The organism is Paeniglutamicibacter sp. GQ140 (assembly GCF_059759235.1).
In genome coordinates this window covers 260,594-281,656 of the sequence record NZ_JCAXDW010000005.1, presented here as the reverse complement: position 1 = coordinate 281,656, position 21,063 = coordinate 260,594, and the positions used below count along the sequence as shown (strand labels likewise).

The window sequence follows — 21,063 nt, the reverse complement described above, 5'->3', positions numbered from 1 at the left end:
GCGTTGGGCATCGATGCCAGCTTTTACTGAAAATCATGTCCTAGGATCGTCCAGCGCCACCAATGAACCCGTATTCGTCGACCCGTCGGGTAGGCGCCTGCAGCGGGCCAAAAAGGTCGGCGTCGTGGTCATCGGGCTGATGTTCCTGTATGTGCTGTTGCTCTTGTTCTCGTTCCTTGGCGGTTCCACGAACGCGGCACCGCACCTGCCCAAGTCGGCCAAGTCCGGGGCGGATTCGACGGTTTCGGAGCCAACGACAAGTCCGCGCCCGACCCCGTCGCCGACACCGACGCGTCAAGAGGCGGCAGCGGCGATGGCGACAGGCAGTGCCGAGACCACTACCGCAGCCGAGGCCACGACTGCGTCCGGGAGCACCGCCGCGACCAAGGGCACCGCGGCGGCCGAGACCACGGCAAGCACCGCGGATCCCAGCCCCACTGCCGCCACGCAGGCCGCGCCGAGCACCGATTCCGCGAACGCCACCCCGAGCCCCAGCGAATCGGCGGCCCCCGCCACCGGCGAAACGGCCCCGGGCAAAAGTGCAACCGCTCCGGGCCGTGGCGAGACCGGACCGGGCAAGCCGACCCGGCCGTCCCGCCCGTGAGCCCTGGACGCAGGTCCGCCCGCACCGGTGGCATCGGGGCGCACTGGATTCTGATGGTGACCGTCGTGCTGACGCTGGGACTGTCAATGGCGGTCCAGGGGTACATGAACCACCTCTCCGGCATCGACGAGCCCCGGGGGCAAGTGAGTCGTGCCACCGGAGGCGTCCCCGGGGCCGTTGCCGAGGGTGGCCCGGTTGTGGACCCCCGTGGCGACGGCGTCCGCACGGCGACCCCGTCCGACCACACCGTGGCCTTGACGTTCGACGATGGGCCGGACCCGGTATGGACGCCACGGATCCTGGATGTCCTGCGTGAACACGGGGTCCACGCCACCTTCTTCGTTACCGGATCCTCGGCGATCAAGCACCCCGAGATTGTCCGGCGCATGGCCGCCGAGGGCCATGAGATCGGCATCCAGACACTCACGCACACCGACCTGTCCGCTGCGCCCTCGTGGCGGCTCCAGCTCGAGACCAGGGGTGCCCAAAAGGTCGTGGCGGGGATCACGGGGAACTCGCCGTCCTTGCTGCGACCGCCGCACACGTCCACCAACGCAACCACCACCGACGGCCAGTGGTCGGCCATGGACGCCGCCGCGGACCAGGGATTCCTCACGGTCCTGAATACCGTCAACAGCGGCGACTGGCGTCGCCCTGGCGCGGAGGTGATCACTGGCCTCTTGCTGCAGCCTGGGGTGCAGGGGCAGGTGGTCCTGATGCACGACGGTGGCGGAAACCGGTCCCAAACCGTCGACGCCCTGTCCGCCGCACTGGAGCGCCAGGAAAAATCCGGCATCAGCTTCACCTCGGTCGGTGACTCCATCGGCATTGACAGCACGCGGAAAGCGTCGGTCGGCGATGCGATCCTGGGCAAGGCCTTCGTCTGGGGGATTCGGCTCACCGACGCCGTGGTCGCTGCAATCTCGTGGGGTCTCGTGGCCGCCGGGATCGTGACGCTCCTGCGGGCCGTGCTGGTGATGGTCGTCGCCGCAAGGCACAGCCGCGCCGTGCGCAAAAGCCGCGAGGCCGAGCGCAATCGCGGCTGGTTCGAACCGCCGCTTCGCGTCGAGGTGACCGAACCGGTCAGCGTGATCGTCCCCGCATACAACGAATCGGCCGGGATCGAGGCGGCCGTGAGGTCGATCGCCGCGTCGACCCATCCGGTCCAGGTCATCGTGGTCGATGACGGATCCACGGACGGCACCGCCGACATCGTCGAGGCGCTGGAATTGCCGAACGTCCAGGTCATCCGCAAGGAGAACGGCGGGAAGCCCTCGGCACTGAACGCCGGCATCGCCGCGGCCCACCACGAACTGGTGGTGATGGTCGACGGCGACACCGTCTTCGAGCTCGACACCGTCCACGTCCTTATCCAGCGCTTCGCCGATCCGCGGGTTGGCGCGATCTCGGGCAACACCAAGATCGCCAACCGCGGAGGCATCCTCGGCGCCTGGCAGCACATCGAATATGTCGTCGGGTTCAACCTTGACCGCCGCCTGTTCGACGTCGCCGAATGCATGCCCACGGTTCCCGGCGCGATCGGCGCTTTCCGCCGCGAGGCCCTGGCCCGGGTGGGCGGGGTCAGCCACGACACCCTGGCCGAGGACACCGACCTGACCATGGCCCTGTGCCGCGACGGCTGGCGGGTTGTGTACGAGGACGACGCCCTGGCCTGGACCGAGGCCCCGGCCACCCTCGGTGCCCTGTGGAAGCAGCGCTACCGCTGGTGCTACGGAACGCTGCAGGCCATGTGGAAGCACCGCGGCGCCATTGCCCAGTCGGGGCCGGCGGGCAAGCTCGGGCGCAGGGGGATCGGCTATCTCTTTGTCTTCCAGGTGCTGCTGCCCCTGTTCGCGCCCATCGTCGACGTCTTCGCGATCTACGGACTGGTCTTCCTGGATCCCGTCCGTATCGCCGTGGTCTGGGGGATCTTCCTGCTGATCCAATTCATCATGGCTGCCTACGCGTTCAGGCTCGACCGCGAGCCGATGCGCGCCCTGTGGACGCTCCCGCTCCAGCAGTTCGTCTACCGGCAGCTCATGTACCTGGTGGTGATCCAGTCGGTGGTCACCGCGCTGGCGGGCGTTCGCCTGCGCTGGCACCGGATGGAACGGTACGGCAGCCTGCGCGTCCCGGCGGCGACCCAGGAACGGTCCTAGGGCAACGCTCTACCCCGCCCGTAACCTAACGGCGGGCAGTGGCCGTATATTTGTTTACGAGGCGCGTGGCAAATATCATACTTATTGGTTCTTTTGGCGATCGTTACACGAGGTCAATGACCTTCCGGGGCAAGACTCGGCGGGGAGCCAAGGATTTCGGCCGTTGGGCCGGTTGCACACCTCAAAGGAGCGGTATGTCTGTCAGCACCCCCGCGTCGCACCATCTGGGCGACGAGACCAAGGATCCGTACGCGCTGGATCCCTCCTCGATCCAGGATCCGCCCACCCGTTGGCGGGACAGGTTCAAGTTCCTGGGCCCGGGCATGATCACCTCTGCCGCCGTCGTCGGATCCGGCGAGCTGCTCACGGCCACGACCCTCGGCGCCAAGGCCGGCTTCATGCTGCTGTGGCTGGTGCTGGCCTCCACCTTCATCAAGGTGTGGGTGCAGGTCGAACTGGGCCGCTGGTCCATCTCCACCGGCAAGGTCGCGGTGACCGGCTACGACGAGGTCCCGCCGCGGATCGGCAAGCGCGGCTGGATGGCCTGGCTCATCCTGCTGATGTTCGTGCAGTTCCTGACCAGCCAGGCCGGCGTCATCACCGCCTCGGCCTTCGCCTTCTCCTCGCTGATGCCCTTCGGGCCCGACCCGTACTCGTTCATGTCGATCGGGATCTGGGTGGCCATCCTGGTGGTCATCGCCATCGCGATCCACCTGGGCAACAAGTACGTCGTGGTCGAGGGCATCTCCACGGTGTTGGTCTTCCTGGTGACGATCTTCGCCGTGGTGATGGTCTTCGCCATCCAGGGCACCGAATTCAGCTGGAACGCCGGGGACCTGGCCGACGGCATGCGCTTCCAGATCGCCCTGGGCTCCATGGGTGTGGCCCTGTCCATGTTCGGCCTCACCGGCGTGGGCGCCGGGGAAATCACCGCGTACACCTACTGGTGCGTGGAAAAGGGCTACGCGTCCTGGACCGGCCCGAACGACGGCTCCGAGGCCTGGGTCAAGCGCGCCCGCGGCTGGATCTCCGTGATGAAGCTCGACGCCTGGGTCTCCTGGGTCGTCTACACCGTGTCCACCGCCGCCCTGTACATGCTCGGCGCCGCGGTGCTGCACCCGCAGGGCCTGGAGCCCAAGGGGGACGAGGTCATGACCACGATCTCCTCCATCTTCTCCACGAACGTGGGCCAATGGGGAGCCGTGGTGTTCCTCGTCGGCGCCGGCATCGCGCTGTTCAAGACCATCATCGCCAACGTCCCCTCGCTGGGCCGCCAGGTCGGCAACACCCTCGCGGTCTTCGGCGCCTTCGACTGGAACAACCGCAAGCAGCGCGACCGCTGGATGCGCGTGATCATGATCGTGCTGCCCATCGTCTGGGGCCTGTTCGGCACCGTCGTCTCCTCGCCGCTGGCGCTGGTGATCTTCGCCGGAATCCTCAACGCCATCTTCCTGATGGGCGTCGCCGCGGCAACCATCTACCTCTCGCACAAGCAGACCGACCCGCGGGTCAAGGACGGCAAGGCCTTCACGGCAATGCTGATCCTCTCGGCCGCGGCCGTCTTCTTCGTCGGCGTCATGGGTCTGGTCAACACGTTCTAGGGCGCCACCCGGCGCAGTAAAGGAGTACCCTCGCATGCAGGCAGTTGTGGTGCACGGCAAGGACGACCTGAGGGTCGAGGAGATCGCGGACCCCGTCTGCGGCGACAGCGCGGTCCTGGTGGCCATGGAGTGGGGCGGGATCTGCGGTTCGGACATCGCCTACTGGAAGACGGGGGCCTCGGGCACCGCGGTGCTCTCCGCGCCCCTGGTGCTGGGCCACGAGGTCTCCGGCACCGTGGCGCAGATCGGCGCCGGGGCCGCCGCGTCGCTGGCGGCACGCGGGATCCGGGTCGGCACCCCGGTGACGATCCACCCCGCGACGCTGGTCGGCGAGCACCAGGTGCCCGCGGAAACCGCGGACCGCACCAACCTGTGGCCCGAGGTCCGCTACTTCGGCTCCGCGGCATTCGAGCCCCACGAGCAGGGCGGCTTCAGCCGCTTCCGCGCGGTGCGCCCGGACCAGTTGCGCGTGGTCCCGGACGGGGTCTCGCTCAAGGCGGCGGCGCTGGCCGAACCCTTCGCCGTGGCGCTGCACGCTGTCTCCCGGGCCGGGGACGTGGCGGGGAAGACCGTGCTGGTCAACGGCGCCGGGCCGATCGGCGCGCTTGCCGTTGCCGCGGCCAAGGCCGCCGGCGCCGCACGCGTCATCGCCGCCGACCTCTCCGCCGCCGCCCTGGACATCGCCGGGCGGATGGGCGCGGATGTGTGCGTGAACCCGGCCGAGGGGGGCGTGCTGCCCACCGACGTCGATGTTGCCATCGAGGCCTCCGGCGCCCCGCGCGCCCTGGGCCCGGTGATCGCCGCGGTGCGCCGCGGCGGGGTCATGGTGCAGGTCGGGAACCTGCCCGCCGGGGAAATGCCCGCGGCCCTGGGCAACATCGTGACCCGCGAGATCGACTACCGCGGCTCCTACCGCTTCGTCGAGGAGATCTCGGCGGCCCTGGATCTCATGGCCGGAGGCATCGACCTGTCGCCGCTGATGACCCACGAGGTGGTACTGGCGCAGGCGGTGGCCGGGTTCGAGCTGGCGGCGGACCGCTCCTCGGGCTCCTCGAAGGTCATGATTTTCCTGGGCTGATCCCTCCGGACCGATGCCCCCAAGGCAGTGGCCGCCCCCTTTTCGAGGGGGCGGCCACTGCTTTCTTCACGCAGGTTCCTAGCGCAGCAGCGCGCGGATGTCGTCCGCGTTGAGCACCTTGCCGAAGCCCGCGCCCTCGTCCATGACCGAGGAGATCAGCTGGCGCTTGGAATCCTGCAGGGCCACCACCTTCTCCTCGATGGTGTTCTTGGCGACCATCCGGTAGACCATCACGTTGCGGGTCTGCCCGATGCGGTGGGCGCGGTCCACCGCCTGGGACTCCGCGGCGGGGTTCCACCACGGGTCCAGCAGGAAGCAGTAGTCGGCCTCGGTGAGGTTCAGCCCGAAGCCGCCGGCCTTCAGCGAGATCAGGAACACCGGCGCCTGGCCCGACTTGAAGGAGTCGATGACCTCGGCGCGCTTGCGCGTGGAGCCGTCCAGGTAGGCGTAGGGCACCCCCGCTGCATCCAGCCGGTCCGCGGCCTTCTTCAGGAAGGAGGTGAACTGGGAGAAGATCAGCGCGCGGTGGCCCTCGGCCAGCACGTCCTCGAGCTGCTCGAAGAGCACATCCAGCTTGGCGCTGGGCACGTGCGCGTACTCAGGGTCCACCAGCGAGGCATCCAGCGAGAGCATGCGCAGCAGGGTCAGCGACTGGAAGATCGTGAACCGGTTCTTGTCCATGTCATCGACCAGGCGCAGCACCTTCTGGCGCTCGCGCTGCAGGTGCGTGTCATAGACCCGGCGGTGCTCCTCGCCCAGCTCCACGTGCAGGACCTGCTCCTGCTTCGGCGGCAGGTCGGTGACCACCGCGTCCTTGGTCCGCCGCAGCATGAACGGGCGGATCCGCCGGCGCAGGCGCACCAGCGGCTCGTCGAGCCCCTGGCGTTCGATGGGCCGCTGGTAGTTCTCCGCGAAGCGCACGGCCGAGGGGAAGAGCCCGGGGGAGACGATGGCGAAGATCGACCAGAGTTCCATGAGGTTGTTTTCCATCGGCGTGCCGGTGATCGCCAGCTTGAAGCGGGCGGGCATGTCCCGGGCCACGTGGTGCGCCTTGGTGGCCTTGTTCTTCACGAACTGGGCCTCGTCCAGGATCAGCCCGGCCCAGGCGATGTCCGCATAGGCGTCGTCGTCAAGGCGCAGCAGCGTGTAGGAGGTGACCACGACGTCGTAGTCCCTGGCCAGCTGCGCCAGCGAGGCAGCGGCGCGCGACTCGGTGTCGGTGACCGCCACGACCCGCAGGGACGGGGCGAAGCGCGCCGCCTCGTCCTTCCAGTTGGAGACCACCGAGGTCGGGGCGACCACCAGGAAGGGTGCCCGCTTGCCGGCCTGGGGGCTGATGCCCTCGAACGCCGCGGGGTTCGCCCACACCTGGTGCGCGTGCAGGATCAGCGCCAGGGTCTGCAGGGTCTTGCCCAGGCCCATGTCATCGGCCAGCACCCCGCCCAGCCCGTTGCGCCAGAGCGTGGCAAGCCAGCCGAAGCCCTCCACCTGGTAGGGGCGCAGGGTCGCATTCAGTGTCGGGGGCAGGTCGGCGACCGCCGTGGTCTTCAGGTTCACCAGCGAGTTCAGGGCGCCCACCCACGCGTCCGGGCCCTCGATGCGGCTGGCCAGGTCCTCGAGTTCCTCCCACATGGAGAACTGGTAGGGGGTCAGCGAGATGTCCGCTTCCTTGTCCTTCATGTCCCGCAGGCCGCCGGCCTCGGAGACCAGGGCGCGCAGCTTGTCAAAGAGCGGGTCGGTGAGGGAGAAGTAGCTGCGGTCCGGCATCAACAGCTTGGTCTGCCCCTGGATCAGGGCGCGCAGGATGTCGGCGAAGGGGATCTGGCGGTCCCCGATGGAAATCAGCAGGCCCAGGTCGAACCAGTCGCGGCGGTCCGATTCCACGGTGGTGATGACCAGCTCGGGCGCCTCGGTGAGCTCGTGGAACTCCGGGCGGATCCCGCTCTCCTGGAGCACCAGGTCCTTGACCGCGGCAAGTTCGGGCAGCACCCGGCGCACGAAGTCGATGACCTCCAGGCCCTGGAAGTGCCGGGGCCCGAGCACCGAGGACTCGAAGGCGGGGTGCCGGTTCAGGATCTGCAGCACCTCCGATTCCAGGGCGGTTTCCACGAGGGTGTCGCGGTCCGCCGCATCGACGACCATGCCGTTGTAGTCGAAGACCCAGTCCACGTCGACGGTTTCCCGCGAGCCGTAGCGGATCTTGGCCACCAGCTTGGGCGGCAGCACCGCGGGCAGCGCAACGGAGGCATCAGGGCTGGTGACCCGCAGCTTGCGGGCCAGGCGCGGGAAGACGCGGGAGAAGAACTCCTCGGTTTCCGCCTCCGGCACGTTCAGGGTCTCGGGATGTTCGAGCATGGCAAGCTCGCTGTGGCCCAGCCCGCCGGGGACCTGGCCCAGGAAGATCTCCGTGTGGTCCTCGTTGGCCACGTAGACGCCGTGGTTGCCGATGGACCCGGCGGCGCTGTGGGCATCGAGGATGAAGCCGTGTCCGCCCAGGGACACCGAGGGCGCCAGGGCCAGGCCGTCCTCGGTGGCCCGCGTGCCCAGGGCCACCTGCGCGGGGGAGGCCAGCAGGATCCTGGTGTAGGTCCGGGTGCCGACCAGCGCCACGCCCAGGGACTTGGCCTCGGCCAGCAGTTCCCAGAGCAGGGCGGAGGAATACTCGTCGAGGTAGAGCCAGTCGTTGTCCTCGCCGAAGTAGAGTTCCCCCTTGGCGCGGTAGAGCGGCACGAACTGGCAGAACCAGCGGTGCTGTTCAACGTCCAGGTTCAACCCGAAGGTCTTGAAGCTGATGGTGTTCCAGCGCAGGTTCGACCGCGCCCAGCGGTCGTCGGCGGAACGCACCACCGGGCGCACGCCCAGGCGCCAGCGCCGGGAGGCGGCCTTGAGCTGCCCCACACCGGAGCCCGGTGCCCACTGCTGGTGGGCCGAAAGCGTGGTGTCCTGCAGCTCGAACTGCAGGCCCATCTGCAGCACCGGGTGCTTGGAGTTGGGTCCGCCCAGGGACTTGGCCGCCGCCGGGGCCGGGGCGAGCAGCTGCTGCAGGGACTGCTGCCAGGCGGGGACCGCGACGGCGGTGTTGCGGTACACCACGTCCTTGGCGCGCAGGTGCATCGAGTTGGAGTAGATCAGCACCGCCGCCACGTGCCGGCACTTGGGTGCCTCGCCGCAGGGGCAGGTGGCGTCGTCGATGACGCGCTCGCCCTTTTTCACCGCCAGCGTGATGTGCACGGCGCATGCGGGCTCCCCGTCCTCGGACACCGTCCCGGAGAGGATCTGGTGATCCGGATCCCACAGGAACTCGCTCAGCGCGGCGTCGGTGGCCAGCACCTTGCCGCGGGTGAAGGAGACACCGCCGACGACACGCAGGATTTCACGCGCATCGACCATGGGAAAAGCAGATTCGGTCATCCTGCCATCGTTTCACGTTCTGCACCCCCAGCACGAACCCGGATGGGTTGAAGTGCAACAAGTTTGCGCGCCAGGGACCCGAAAGTCGCCTAGTCTAGGGTGTCATGAACAGCACTCCGGCCCTGCACCCGCTCCCGCGCGTCATTGAGATTGCGTCGCTGGCCGATTTCGACAGGCATGCAGCCAATGCGCTTGCCCTCACCGACAGGCGCCTGGCCGCCTCCATGCACGGCTGGCACGTGCAGTCGGTTGACCTGCGCGCACGCGGCGCGGTGCTGGAAAAGCTGCGGTCGGCCGGCTCGGTGTTCATGGGGTGCGAGATGGAGGGCAAGACCGAGCGCCGCCTGCGCGGGGGCGGGGCGCTGGTCTTCCCCGAGATCCCCGGGCTGCCCTTCGACCCGTATCGCGGGGAGCTGTACACCGGGGCCGAGCTCTATGCGGGTCTGGATGCCGGGCCCTACGAATCGGTGCCCGACGCGCGGATCTATGCCTGGCTCTCGCACCGCTACGGGGCCGGGGCCCACGACGCGCTGAATGCCGCGTTGTCCTCCACGCTTCACGACCACGCCATCGGCTCCCGGCTGGACTCGCAGATCCGCGACGGCGCGCTGGCCCACGCCCCGTTGGTCGGTGTCATGGGCGGGCACGCCCAGCAACGCGGCAGCGCTGGCTACGAGCGGGCCGCGCGGCTTGGCCATGCCCTCTCCGGCGCGGGATTCATCGTGGCCACCGGGGGCGGGCCCGGGGCCATGGAGGCCGCGAACCTGGGTGCCTACCTGGGCGCGGGCAGCACCCAAAACCTGGTCGAGGCGCTGAAAATTCTGGAGACGGAGCCCGGCTTCGCCCCGTCGGTGACCAACTGGGCGCGCGCCGCCGCACGCGTGCGCGAACGCTGGCCCGCGGGCCTGCCGAACCTGGGGATCCCCACCTGGTTCTACGGGCACGAGCCGCCGAACATGTTCGCCACCCACATTGCCAAGTTCTTTGCCAACGCCACCCGCGAATCCGTGCTGCTGGAAAAGTGTTCGGGCGGAGTGGTGTTCCTGCCCGGGGCCGCCGGGACGGTGCAGGAAATTTTCCAGGATGCCTGCGAAAACTACTACGGTGCCGCAGGCAGCATCAGCCCGATGGTGCTGGTCGGCGTCGAACACTGGACCAAGACGCTGCCCGCCTACCCGCTGCTTGCCGAGTTGGCCGCGGGCCGGGCGATGGAGGAGAAGATCTTCCTGGTCGACGATGCGGCCGAGGCGGTGCGCATCCTGGTGGAGCTGAACGACGGCTCGATCTCCGGCGTGCGGGGGCTTGCATGAGTGCCGCGGAACCTGCCATCGGCATCGACATCGGCGGCACCAAGATTGCCGCCGGACTGGTTGACGGCCACGGGAGGGTATCCCGGCGCACCAGGCATGCCACCGTCGGGCACGAGCCGGACGAGGTCCTGGACACCGTGGCCGCCCTGGTCGCCGAACTCGGCGCGGGCTATCCGGAGGCCGCGGTGGGCGTGGGGGCGGCCGGCTGGCTGGACCCGGCCGGGCGCACCGTGCTTTTCTCCCCGCACCTGGCGTGGCGCAACGAGCCGCTGCATGCGAAGCTCGAGGCAGCCACCGGCAGGCCCGTGCTGCTGAGCAACGACGCGGATGCCGCCGGCTGGGCCGAGTACCGTTTTGGTGCCGCCCGCGGACAACAGCATGTGGTCTGCCTGACCCTCGGCACTGGGATCGGCGGGTCGATTGTGATCGACGGGAAACTGCAGCGCGGAAGGTTCGGGGTCGCGGCCGAATTCGGCCACCAGATCATCGTGCCCGGCGGACAGCGCTGCGCCTGCGGCAACCGCGGATGCTGGGAACAGTACGCGTCGGGCAATGCGCTGGCACGCGAGGGAAGGAGCCTCATGGCAGTGCACTCGCCGGTGGCCCATGCACTTCGCGAGGCGGCAGGGAACGACCCCCGCCTGGTGACTGGTGAACTTGTCACCACCCTTGCCGCCGCCGGGGATCCGGCCTGCCGCGAGTTGCTCATCGAAGCCGGCCAATGGCTGGGCCGGGGGATGGCCAACCTGGCCGCGGTGCTGGATCCGGGCATCTTCGTCATCGGCGGCGGGCTGGGTGCCGCGGTTCCGTTGCTGGTGGAAACGGCCGAGGCGACGTATCGCGAAAACCTCAGTGGGCGGGGCTACCGGCCCTTTGCCCAGGTGGCCCGCGCAGAGCTTGGGCCGGATGCAGGGTTGGTGGGTGCCGCGGACCTGGCCCGCGGGGCGCTCGCCGGCTGATTCGTGGCCTCGCGCGTCCATGGGCGCAGGGCCGTTCCGGGGATGCGTGGGTGCATCCCCGGTGGCGTGGGGCGTGGGTTTTCCGCGCGTTGCGGAGGGCGGCTATTTTCGCTGAAGTGGCCGGCCCATGCCGGTCGTTGGCCGCGGTGGCGGAGCCGTGGAAGTGTAGCTGTGGCCGCTGGGGGTGGTGATCCTGAAGGAATGGCGGCCCCGTCCGGGCAATGGTTCCTCGTCCCAGCCGGGTGCTTCCTTGGTTTGGTTGCACGTACGACAGCGACCAGCGGCATTGAGCTCGGTGGTCTTGCCGTTGCGGTGCACCTGCACGACGTGGTCGAGTTCCTGGATGCGGCCGTTGCAGTGCGGGGTGCGACAGCGTTGGTCGCGGAAGGTGATGAAGCGCTTGAGATTTCCGGCGAAGTTGCGGGCCGCCGAGTCCATGGCGACCAGCTTGCCGGTGTCCGGGGCGGCGTAGAAGCGCCGGCACCAGGTGTCCAGGGGGTGCTCCGGATCGCCAGCCACCAGTGACCTGGCCTTGGTGGCGCTGATGTATCCGTGGCCCGGGATCAGCGCCGGTTCGTCGCCGTCGCCGGTGAGGCTCTCTGCGTCCATCATCAGCAGCAGCTCCACCGGCCGGGAACCGGTGGCCTTGGTGTCGGTAATCGCCTCGAAGACGGTGTCTGCCGCGACCTGCGCGTTGGTGCGGTCGTCCCCGGGCTTTCGGGGACGACCGGTTTCGCGGCTGAGGACCTGCAGGATCGGAACGCCTTGGTCCAGGGGGAACTCGCCAATGATCCTCACGGTGTTTTCATTCACCCGGTAGCCGCTGGCGTATCGCTTTTCGGTGGCGTCCGCTTCCTCTTGCTCGGCAGTTTCCGGTTCGAGGACGAGAGCCCAGTAATTGACCATTTCACGCAGGGCCGCGGTCCCGGACTGGAAGCACGTGTGGGTGTCCTCCCACAACAGCTCATCGATCATTCTCCGGTTTTCGATCTTGAGGTTCCGGGTGCCGCTGACAACCACGCGTGCCTGGTCCCAGGTCATGATGCCCTGGCGCAGCCCCTGATGGGAGAGTGGCAGGTCTTCGGCGAGGATCCGGAAGTCGCTGGTGCGTTTGGACCCGCTGTGCGGGGACAGGTGCATCGCCAGGGCGACGTCCCCGCTGGATCCCCAGGCCGGGTTCTTCTCCCTGACGCCTGTGCACTGTCGATGGGCGATCAGGGAGTCCTGGTAGGCGACGCTGTGGTCGGCCTGTTTCGCCGTGGCGGCGCATTTCAAGGTTTCCAGTGCGCCGACGGCGGACACCGCCTCATGGACACCCGTCAGCACCGGGGCGTCGTTCACCGCGGCGGCCAGGGACAGGATTCCGTCTGTGCCGGTGCGGGCAAGATGCTCGGCAACCAGTGCGTCCATGTCCGCCCCGTCGGCCAGCAGTGCATCGTAGCCCAGGTCCTTTCCGGCACCAGAGGTGCCGGCGGAAGGGATGCCGCTCGATGACGTCGTTGCCATGCTTCCATTATAGAACGGGTCACCGACAATTGGAACATAGTTTCTTTAAAAATAGAAAATATGTTCTACTGCTTGCGAGGGGCGCCTGACCTTACCTGCAAACAACATCCCGCGCGGGCGCCGGAAGCCAAAAGGGTGCCGCCGAATCCCGGATCCAGGGAAATGGCGGCACCCGGCGTTGAGTCCGTCGTGGGACCGTCAGGCCACGGAGCCGCCGAAGAGCAGGCCGAGGGCGTAGGTGACCGCCGCGGCGCCCAGGCCGATGGCCAGCTGGCGCAGGCCGCGCTTGGCCGGGGACGCGCCTGAAAGCAGGCCCACGATGCCGCCGGTTGCCAGCAGGGCCAGGCCGACCAATGCGGCGGAGAGCAGGATCGCCGGCGTGCCGCCCATGCCGAAGATGAACGGCAGGATCGGGATCACCGCACCGGAGGCAAAGAAGCAGAACGATGCGGAGGCGGCACCCATGGCGGAGCCGATTTCCTCGTGCTCGACCTTGGCGGATTCCTGCTCGAGCTCGGGATGCAGGGAGAGCGAGGCGTTGCAGTCGCAGGAGTAGATGCCCATGCGCTCGGCCGCACGGTGCGCCGCATCCTCGTCGCTCATGCCGCGGGCCTTGTAGACCAGCACCAGTTCGTTGGCATCCAGGTCCAGGTCCGGGGCGGCGGAAAGGGTCACCTGGGTGGGCTTCGACGCCGAGAGCAGTTCGCGCTGCGACCGGACCGAGACGTATTCGCCGGCGGCCATCGACAGGGCGCCCGCGAGTAGGCCGGCGATGCCGGAGAAGAGCACCATGGAGGTGGCGACGCCGGTCGCTCCGATGCCCATGACCAGGGCCAGGTTGGACACCAGACCGTCGTTCGCGCCGAAGACGGCGGCACGGAAGTTGCCCGAGAGCCGGTTGCGGCCGCGGGTGGCCAGGCCGCGGACGACCTCTTCGTGGACGAGCTCGTCGGCGGCCATTTGGCGGCTGGCGTCGGTGTCCGCGGCGTAGGGGGAGTTTCCCTCGGCGCGCTGGGCCAGGGCCAGGACGAAGACCGAGCCGAAGTGGCGGGCCAGGAAACGGAGCATGGTGCGCCGGATCGAGGGCCGGGTCCGCTTCCCGGCGTGCTCGCCCAGCAGCGAGCGCCAGTGTTCCTCGTGGCGGGTTTCGGCGGCGGCAAGTCCCAGCAGGACCGCGCGTTCCTCGCCCTGGCGCTTGTTGGCAAGTTCGCGGTAGACCGCGCCCTCGGCGATTTCGTCAGCCAGGTACTGGCGCCAGCGTTTGATCTGGGCGGGAGTGGGGGTTGGCGCTGTTTGCGTCATGCTCTCATCCTCATGTGGGCGTTCACGGCCCCGCGGGACCGTGTGATGGGGAGGCCCGGCATGAATGCTTTTTGGGTGCGTTGAGCCTCGGGCCACCAATGTGTGGACCGAAGGTCTCGTTCGCCTGGGGCCGGACGGGAATGCCCGTTGCCGCAGGTGGTTTGCCGGGTTACCGCGTTGTAACCAGTATGTCGACGCACCGCTTTCCCGCCGGGTGGGCGGGTTTGGGAACTACTCCCCTTCAACCCACGAGTGTAGCGTCCGGAAGGGCAAGGGAGAATTCGCTGAGACTAAAAACCAGGGCCTGGCCAGCGGGGTTGCCTGCCCGGGGGATCCGCACCGACAGCTGGCCGGCGGCAGGGTCCCAGCGCGTGGAACCGGCGGCGTTGGCCAGCGCCGCGGCCAGCGCGGGGGCGTCGGCAACGTGGTAGCTGTGCCAGCAACCCGCGAGGCGCAGTTCAACGACCGAGCGGTGGACATCGAGCAGGGGCAACACGGGAATGGAACGTGCCATGGCGGGGTCGAAGACCTTTCGTCAGCTCTTGCCGCGCCTTGTGGCCACGGCCGCTTCTTCATCCGAACCACCCATGAACCTGGGGTTGGTGCGCGTCTTAGTCGGAGCTTGCCGACGCGTCTCGTGAAGCTGGGAACTACATTACCGCGATTCGGAGGCCCGCAGGATGTTTTCGTGCAATTGGGTCCAGCCCGCAGGATCGTAGGGCGGTATGTTCGTGTTCTCTTGGCGCATTCCGGTGGAGCCGTCAATGAGCTCGCGCAGGATGTCTGCATGCCCCGCGTGGCGTGCGGTCTCCACGTTCATGTGCAGCAGCAGGCGACCGAGGGTCGTGTCGCGCTTTTCCGGCTTCCACCAGGGAATCGTGGCCGGGGCATCCAGGGGCAAGGCGGCAATGTTGTGGTTTGCCGCGTCGATGGCCCGGCGGTAGAAGGCGAGGATCTCGGAGCACGGGACGTCGCCGGGAACCCACATGTCGGCGCTGGCCTCGGGGTCGGCCATCAGCGCGTCGTAGCGTTCGTCGTCAACCGTGAATCCGAGGCATTCGACGAAGTAGCCGTACTCGACCGAGGCCAGGTGCTGGATGAGGCCCAGGATATTGGTGCCGGAGCCGACCATGGGGCGGGTCATTTCCCTGTCGCTGAGTCCCTCGACCTTCCAGAGCATGGCTTCGCGGGTGTGGTTCAGGTACGTGGAGAGGTGGTCCTTGAGATCGTCCATGGTACCCACCCTAGGAGCGCCGGGGCATGGCTGGGAAGGGGGAACCGTGGCAAAAGGGGAGCCCGTCGCCGCGCATGGTGCGCGGGGACGGGCTCCCTCAACCGGGATTTTCCGGGGTCAGGGTCCGGTGCTAGCGTCCGGCAACCTCGGTGAGGTCCGCGCCCTCGGCGTCCGCCTGGCCGGCGACCCGCGCATTCCAGCGGGTGATGACCGCCGGGTTGGTGGGACGCGTGAGCAGGGAGACGACGACGAAGGTCAGCGCCGAGGCAATCAGCCCGAAGTAGATCGGCTCGTTGGCGTAGATGCCATCGAAGCGCTCTTCGGCCTGGATTTCCAGGACGATCATGGTGCCCAGGGTGACGATGGAGCCGGCGGCCATCGAGGCGGCGGCCCCCAGCCCGTTCCCGCGCTTCCAGACCAGACCGCCGATGATGGCCACCAGCAGGCCGCCCACCAGGATGTCATAGGCGATGGTCAGCGCCGCGACCACGTCGGAAACCATGATGGCCAGCACGATTGTGACCACTCCCAGCAGCAGCACCCAGATGCGGTTGGCGCGCACGTCGTGCTCGGGGTTCTCGTTGGTGTTGACGTGCAGCTGCTTGCCGAACCAGCTGGCCACGAACGGGGTGACGTCGGTGCGGGCTACGGTTGCAGCGGCAATCAGCGCGCCGGAGGCGGTGGACATCATGGCTGCGACAGCGGCCGCCAGCACCAGACCGCCGACGGCGACGGGCAGCAGCTGCGTGGCGACCTCCGCGTAGACCACGTCCTTGTTGGTGTCCGCGCCGATGATGTCCGGCAGGGCGACCTTGGCGGCCATGCCGATGATGGCGCCGGCGGCCCCGTAGAGCACGCAGTAGATGCCGGCGGTGGTGCCGCCCCAGCGGGCCACCTTCGGCGTCTTGGCGGTGAAGACGCGCTGCCAGATGTCCTGGCCGATGAGCAGGCCCAGGGTGTAGACCACGAAGTAGGTGATGATCGTCTGCACGCCGATGCCGGTGAAGCTGAAGAACTCGGCCCCGACGCGTTCGCGGATCCCGGACATGCCCCCGGCGGCGTTCAGCGCGAAGGGCAGCATCAGGAAGAAGATGCCCACGGTCTTGATGACGAACTGGACCTGGTCGGCCAGGGTGATCGACCACATGCCGCCGATGGTGGAGTAGATGACCACGATGACCCCGCCGATGGCGATGGCCATCCAGCGTTCCCAGCCGAAGAGGACCACGAAGATCGTCGCATAGGCGCTGGTGGAGGTGGCGCAGAGCATCAGCGTGTAGGCGAGCATGACGATGCCGGAGGTGTTCGTCGCCGACTTGCTGCCGTAGCGCAGGGTGAGCATCTGCGAGACGGTGAAGATCTTCAGGCGCTGCAGGGTCGGGGCAAAGAGCAGCGAGAGCAGGATGACGCCGGCGCCGATTGCCACGACCAGCCACATGCCGGAGATTCCGAACTTGTAGCCCAGGCCGACGCCGCCCACGGTGGATGCCCCGCCCAGGACGACCGCCGCCATCGTGCCCGTGTACAGGAACGGGCCGAGGCGCCTGCCTGCCACGAGGTAGTCGCTGCTGTTCTTGGTGCGCGATTTTCCCCACCAGCCGAAGATGAGCATGGCCGCCAAGTAGGCGGCGACGATCGTGCCATTGATGAATTCCATGGGTGAGCCTTTGCTGGGAACGAAACCGGGTGCGCACCTCTGGGATGCCTGATAGTAAACTTTTGTTGTTCTATAGGCTAATGTGAGGTGTCGCACACGTCAATTGCACCTAAGCTGGATGAACGCATTATTTCCTTCGAGCCCACCCTGGAGACCCGCGCCGATGAAAGCCCTGCCCGTTGAGCCCAGCAGTGCTGCCCTCGCCATTGGCTCGCGGATCCGGGCGGCGCGTCACGCCCAGCGCCTGACCATCGACCAGATCGCCGAATCCACGGGATTGACCAAGGGTTTTCTCTCCCGGGTGGAGCGCGACTTGACCAGCCCCTCGGTGGCATCGCTGGTGACGCTGTGCCAGGTGCTGTCCCTGGAGGTAGGGGAGCTTTTCACCCAGCCGGACACCCACGTCGTCAGGCTTGCCGAGGCGCCGCGCATCTCACTGGGCGGCGAAGGCATTGTCGAGAGGCTGGTGACGGCGCGTTCGGAGCGGCGCCTGCAGGTGATTCGCGCCGTCATCGCCCCGCACGGCGAGGGCGAAAAGGAACTTTACTCGGTGGATTGCGAGGTCGAGGTGCTCCACGTCCTCTCCGGGCGCTTCGTGCTGATTTTCGCCAACGAGCGGTTTGACCTCGACGCGGGGGACACCGTGACCTTCCCGGGGCGCGAGCCGCACAGCTGGAAGAACCCGACGGGCGAGGAAGCCATCGTCACCTGGACGCTGGTCCCCGCCGCGTCGCGTTAACCCACGTGCACCCAGGGCCGCTTGCCGATTGCCGGTTCGGCCTCGCGCAGCACCTCGCGCGTCAACGGGGCGATCTCGCCCTGGCCCAGGAACAGGAAGCGCAACAGGTTGTGCACCGGGTTGCCCTCGGTCCAGCGGAAGTAGATGTGCGGCATCACGCCGGTCCGGTCGCGGATTTCAAGGCAGATCGCGGCAATCGCGGTGGGCACCGAAGGGGCCTCCGCCTGCAGGATCTTGTAGCCGTGCCGGGTGGTCCCGGAAACCACGATGTCCTGGGCGAAGTCCGAGAAGTCCGAGACCCTGATCTCGATGAAGACCACCGGGGCATCCTCGGGCAGGTGGCTGGCCATTTTGGCGTGGGCCAGCTTGTGCCGGTAGCGGGCGGCCGAGAGGCGGACCGGCTCGTGGGAAATGATCCGCACCATTGAATCCCGGCTGGAGGTCTCGATGATCTTCAGGGCCTCCTCGTCCAGGGTCACCGAGGTGGCGCGCAGTTCCGTGGAGCGCCGGAAGCGCGAAACCATGGAGACGATGATGATCCCCGCGATGAAGAACCCGGCTATCCGGATGCCGTCGGGCCGCTCCACGACATTGGCGCCGGTAGTGTAGATGAAGATGGCCGAAATGATCCCGAAGCCCATGGCCCGCCACCGCTGGCCCTTGCGCTTGGCGGAAATGGTGACTGCCACCGCTGCCGAGACCATGAGCACCAGCACGCCGGTGGCGTAGGCGGCGCCCTGGGCGTCCACGCTTGCCTCGAACAGGAGGGTGATGACCACTGCAATGCCGATGAGTACCAGCACCAGGGGGCGGATGGCACGTGCCCACTCCGGGGCCATGCCAAAGCGGGGCAGGTAGCGGGGGATGAGGTTGAGCATCCCCGCCAGGGCCGAGGCGCCGGCAAACCACAGGATCAGGATGGTGGACAGGTCATAGACGCTGCCGAAGCCGTCGCCGAGCATCGAGTGGGCGAGGAACGACAGGGCGCGGCCATTTGCCTCTCCACCGGGCTGGAATTCCGGGGCGGGTATCAGCAGGGTGGTGACGATCGAGGAGGAAACCAGGAACACGCTCATGGTCAGTGCCGCGGTAAGCAGGAGCTTCTTGGCCCCGGCGATGCGTGCGCGCGGATTGGCCTCGGTGTCCCCGGGTGCCTTCCGGATCTGGGGCATCACTGCAACGCCGGTTTCAAAGCCGGACAGGCCCAAGGCCAACTTGGGGAAAACGAGCAGGGCAATGGCAACCATCATCCAGGGGTTTGAATGCGTGGCCGTCAGGTTCAGCCACCAGTGATCCACGGGGGCGGGGTCGCGCACCAGTGACGCCACTGCGACGGCAATGACGACGAGGTTGAGCAACAGGTAGACGGCGACCAGGCCAACGGCCAGCCAGATGACCTCGTGGAAGCCGCGCAGGAACAGTGCCCCCAGCAACAGGATGAGAACCAGCGTAATAATGACTTGCTGCCCGTGGAACGCGTCGGGGGTGAAGGGGTTTTCGATGATGTGCGCCGTGGCATCGGCCGAGGACAGCGTAATGGTGATCATGAAGTCCGTGGCCGCGAAACCCAGCAGCACCAGGACAAAGACCTTGCCCTTCCAGTGCGGCAGCAGGCGCTCGAGCATCGCGATCGACCCCTGGCCGTGCGGGGATTCGCTGGCCACGCGGCGATACACCGGCAGCGCCGCGCCCAGAGTGACGGCGACGAGCAAGAGCGTTGCAAGCGGGGCCAGGGCGCCGGCCGCCAACGCGGCAATGGCTGGCTGGTAGCCCAGCGTCGAAAAGTAATCCAGGCCGGAGAGGCACATGACCTGCCACCAGCGGTGTCCCGTCGGCTTGGTGCCGGGGGTTTCGGCGTGTTCCTGGCCTGCGTCGGTGTCCTGGAGCCACCCCGACAGGCGGGCGTTGAGGGGTTTGGTCCGTGTGGGCGACGCAGGTCTGGAAACGCCCGATAATTTCTTCACGAATGGGAACGCTACGCCTACACCGAGCGGTCTGGATATAGCTGGTGACAAATAGTTTTGGTGATGTGCGCGACAGTTTCCGCTTTGACATTCAGCCTGTGAAAAGCAACCATTTTGTAGCGGCATACGCAGGGAAGTCCTTCCCTCGGTTGCACCCGCCTGCTTAAGGACATTGCTTGTGAGTTCCCTGCCCGAAGACCCCGCCTCGGTTCCCTGGCGACCCAAGCGGCTCTGGGCGCCATGGTGGCTGGCACTGATCCTGGGTACGGCAGTGGGGGTCACGCTGACATTGCTGCGGGCCTCAAGGGCATTTGTGATTCCCGGGGCGATTGCCTTGGCCATGATCATTATCGTGATCAGCGTCGCCACGATCCTGCGCCGGCAATTTCATCCCGAGGCCCTGGAGCCCCCGATGTCGTTGTCCTACGTGCTGTGGATGGTGCTGCTGATTTTCCTGGTGGGGCCCATCCAGGTGATGCTACTGCCCATGAATCCGCAGGAAATCGCCGCCAAGGCCTTGGCCTTGTCCCTTGGCATCTCCGTCTGCATGTATGCGGCGGACCGGGCCTTGTTTTCCGGGTTTTCGCGGCGCACTAGTCCCAAAGAGACGCCCGGGGCTTGACTTTCCGTTGTGGAAAGGCAAGTCTTTCCACAACGGAAAGAGAAATCTGGGATGCCTGACGAAGCGCGCTGGCCCGCCGACTTCGATCCTCGCGCGGCGCTCGCCGAAGCCAGCGGTGCCTCCGGTGCCATGGTGGACAATACTGAAGCCCCCCGATCCTTTGCTGCCGCGATGGCCGCGATTGTTTCGGCGATCTTCGCCCTGATCCATGCTGTCCCCTGGGGCGCTACGTTGGGTGTGGCCGCTCTTCTGCTCCCGCTGGGAATTTGGTATTACCTGCTGGTGCGGGGACGGCCAAAGCCACGCACCGTTCTCAGCCACTCCGGAACGTACGTGGGTCACTGCCTGCTGATGGGCCTGGGCCTGCAGGTGGCCAGGTTCTGGGAAGCGCTGTCGTGGTGGGAAGTCGGGGCCAAGTGGCTCCTGCTGTTTGTGGTGCTCTACTTCTGCCTGTCCCGCATGCGCTCCGCTGCCATCAGGAACCGACTCGAGGACGCCAATGAACGTCCCGTCTAGCCCCGCTTCGTTCGATGACTTGATCCATGCCCCGGTGCGCTTGCGCATCTGCGCCAGCCTCGCCCCGGTCCAGTGGGTCGAGTTTGCGCAATTGCGCGGTGCGCTCGCGATTGCCGACTCGGTCTTGAGCAAGCACTTCAAGCAGCTGGCCGATGCGGGATACGTCGACATCGAAAGATTCGCCAAGGGCGGGCGCAGCCATGTCAGGGTCGCTCTGACCGTTACCGGGCGCAAGGCCTATGTGGGACACGTGGCAGCGCTGCGAAACATGCTCGAGCCCGACGCGTAGTTCCCCAAGCCAGGCCAGCGCCTTGACTGTTGCGCGCGCCACAAATAGCATACAGGGCAACGGTTGTTTCATATTGAGCAACAAGGCATGTTCGGCGCTCGGTGCTGCCGGA

The 21,063-nt window shown here is 67.2% G+C and carries 17 protein-coding genes and 1 riboswitch; of the genes, 10 read left to right on the top strand and 7 right to left on the bottom strand.

Translation table 11 applies throughout. From position 1 onward, the window contains the following. The first annotated feature begins 13 nt into the window (after positions 1 to 13). The 4 genes from AC6CHY_RS09695 (at position 14) to AC6CHY_RS09680 (ending at position 5,442) form a co-directional block, all read left to right on the top strand. Positions 14 to 604 carry a hypothetical protein gene (locus tag AC6CHY_RS09695; RefSeq protein WP_217388379.1) on the top strand — a complete coding sequence of 197 codons (591 nt, stop codon included), beginning with the start codon at positions 14 to 16 and terminating at the stop codon, positions 602 to 604. Between the two features lie 53 nt (positions 605 to 657). After that, positions 658 to 2,763, top strand: coding sequence for a bifunctional polysaccharide deacetylase/glycosyltransferase family 2 protein (locus AC6CHY_RS09690; protein ID WP_498226622.1), 2,106 nt, complete (start codon positions 658 to 660; stop codon positions 2,761 to 2,763). A 194-nt stretch (positions 2,764 to 2,957) separates the two neighbouring features. Then, positions 2,958 to 4,364: an Nramp family divalent metal transporter gene (locus AC6CHY_RS09685; protein ID WP_217388380.1), complete on the top strand. Its 1,407-nt coding sequence runs from the start codon at positions 2,958 to 2,960 to the stop codon at positions 4,362 to 4,364. A 34-nt stretch (positions 4,365 to 4,398) separates the two neighbouring features. Further along, a complete protein-coding gene (locus tag AC6CHY_RS09680) occupies positions 4,399 to 5,442 on the top strand; it encodes a zinc-binding dehydrogenase (protein WP_498226589.1) in 1,044 nt (347 codons plus the stop codon). A 78-nt stretch (positions 5,443 to 5,520) separates the two neighbouring features. Here the strand turns inward: AC6CHY_RS09680 and AC6CHY_RS09675 are convergent, their stop codons facing one another. Then, entirely contained in the window at positions 5,521 to 8,853 is a 3,333-nt protein-coding gene (locus tag AC6CHY_RS09675) for an SNF2-related protein (protein WP_498226588.1), read from the bottom strand. A gap of 104 nt (positions 8,854 to 8,957) precedes the next feature. Between AC6CHY_RS09675 and AC6CHY_RS09670 the strand changes: the two genes are divergently transcribed. Together AC6CHY_RS09670 and AC6CHY_RS09665 are read left to right on the top strand one after the other, a co-directional pair. After that, positions 8,958 to 10,163 carry an LOG family protein gene (locus tag AC6CHY_RS09670; RefSeq protein WP_217388383.1) on the top strand — a complete coding sequence of 402 codons (1,206 nt, stop codon included), beginning with the start codon at positions 8,958 to 8,960 and terminating at the stop codon, positions 10,161 to 10,163. After that, positions 10,160 to 11,122, top strand: a complete 963-nt coding sequence (locus AC6CHY_RS09665; protein ID WP_217388384.1) for an ROK family protein — start codon at positions 10,160 to 10,162, stop codon at positions 11,120 to 11,122. Before AC6CHY_RS09670 ends, AC6CHY_RS09665 begins: the two co-directional genes overlap by 4 nt. 102 nt (positions 11,123 to 11,224) lie before the next feature. On the opposite strand, the gene AC6CHY_RS09660 is transcribed toward AC6CHY_RS09665, so the two are convergent. The 5 genes from AC6CHY_RS09660 to AC6CHY_RS09640 all read right to left on the bottom strand — a co-directional run bounded on the left by AC6CHY_RS09660 (position 11,225) and on the right by AC6CHY_RS09640 (position 16,821). After that, positions 11,225 to 12,628: an HNH endonuclease gene (locus AC6CHY_RS09660; RefSeq protein WP_498226587.1), complete on the bottom strand. Its 1,404-nt coding sequence runs from the start codon at positions 12,626 to 12,628 to the stop codon at positions 11,225 to 11,227. Positions 12,629 to 12,826: 198 nt separating this feature from the next. Further along, positions 12,827 to 13,930: a VIT1/CCC1 transporter family protein gene (locus AC6CHY_RS09655; protein ID WP_217388386.1), complete on the bottom strand. Its 1,104-nt coding sequence runs from the start codon at positions 13,928 to 13,930 to the stop codon at positions 12,827 to 12,829. A gap of 241 nt (positions 13,931 to 14,171) precedes the next feature. Beyond that, positions 14,172 to 14,444 (bottom strand): hypothetical protein, encoded by a 273-nt coding sequence (locus tag AC6CHY_RS09650; RefSeq protein WP_498226586.1) that lies wholly within the window; start codon positions 14,442 to 14,444, stop codon positions 14,172 to 14,174. Positions 14,445 to 14,463: 19 nt separating this feature from the next. Continuing rightward, positions 14,464 to 14,573, bottom strand: a riboswitch (SAM riboswitch). Positions 14,574 to 14,585: 12 nt separating this feature from the next. Next, on the bottom strand, positions 14,586 to 15,164 hold the full coding sequence (locus tag AC6CHY_RS09645) for a DinB family protein (protein WP_217388388.1): 579 nt from the start codon (positions 15,162 to 15,164) through the stop codon (positions 14,586 to 14,588). A 130-nt stretch (positions 15,165 to 15,294) separates the two neighbouring features. After that, positions 15,295 to 16,821 carry a sodium:solute symporter family protein gene (locus tag AC6CHY_RS09640; RefSeq protein WP_217388389.1) on the bottom strand — a complete coding sequence of 509 codons (1,527 nt, stop codon included), beginning with the start codon at positions 16,819 to 16,821 and terminating at the stop codon, positions 15,295 to 15,297. A 163-nt stretch (positions 16,822 to 16,984) separates the two neighbouring features. Between AC6CHY_RS09640 and AC6CHY_RS09635 the strand changes: the two genes are divergently transcribed. Beyond that, positions 16,985 to 17,560 (top strand): cupin domain-containing protein, encoded by a 576-nt coding sequence (locus AC6CHY_RS09635; protein WP_217388390.1) that lies wholly within the window; start codon positions 16,985 to 16,987, stop codon positions 17,558 to 17,560. On the opposite strand, the gene AC6CHY_RS09630 is transcribed toward AC6CHY_RS09635, so the two are convergent. Continuing rightward, positions 17,557 to 19,368, bottom strand: a complete 1,812-nt coding sequence (locus tag AC6CHY_RS09630; protein ID WP_498226621.1) for an amino acid permease — start codon at positions 19,366 to 19,368, stop codon at positions 17,557 to 17,559. The two genes, AC6CHY_RS09635 and AC6CHY_RS09630, sit on opposite strands and share 4 nt — an antisense overlap. A gap of 334 nt (positions 19,369 to 19,702) precedes the next feature. Here AC6CHY_RS09630 and AC6CHY_RS09625 point away from each other — a divergent pair, with 334 nt between their 5' ends. Genes AC6CHY_RS09625 through AC6CHY_RS09615 form a run of 3 tightly spaced genes read left to right on the top strand, consistent with a single transcriptional unit; the run spans position 19,703 to position 20,951 of the window. Next, positions 19,703 to 20,146 (top strand): hypothetical protein, encoded by a 444-nt coding sequence (locus AC6CHY_RS09625; RefSeq protein WP_217388391.1) that lies wholly within the window; start codon positions 19,703 to 19,705, stop codon positions 20,144 to 20,146. A 51-nt stretch (positions 20,147 to 20,197) separates the two neighbouring features. Beyond that, positions 20,198 to 20,662: a hypothetical protein gene (locus tag AC6CHY_RS09620; protein ID WP_217388392.1), complete on the top strand. Its 465-nt coding sequence runs from the start codon at positions 20,198 to 20,200 to the stop codon at positions 20,660 to 20,662. Next, a complete protein-coding gene (locus AC6CHY_RS09615; protein WP_498226585.1) occupies positions 20,646 to 20,951 on the top strand; it encodes a transcriptional regulator in 306 nt (101 codons plus the stop codon). Before AC6CHY_RS09620 ends, AC6CHY_RS09615 begins: the two co-directional genes overlap by 17 nt. The last annotated feature ends 112 nt before the right edge of the window (positions 20,952 to 21,063 follow it).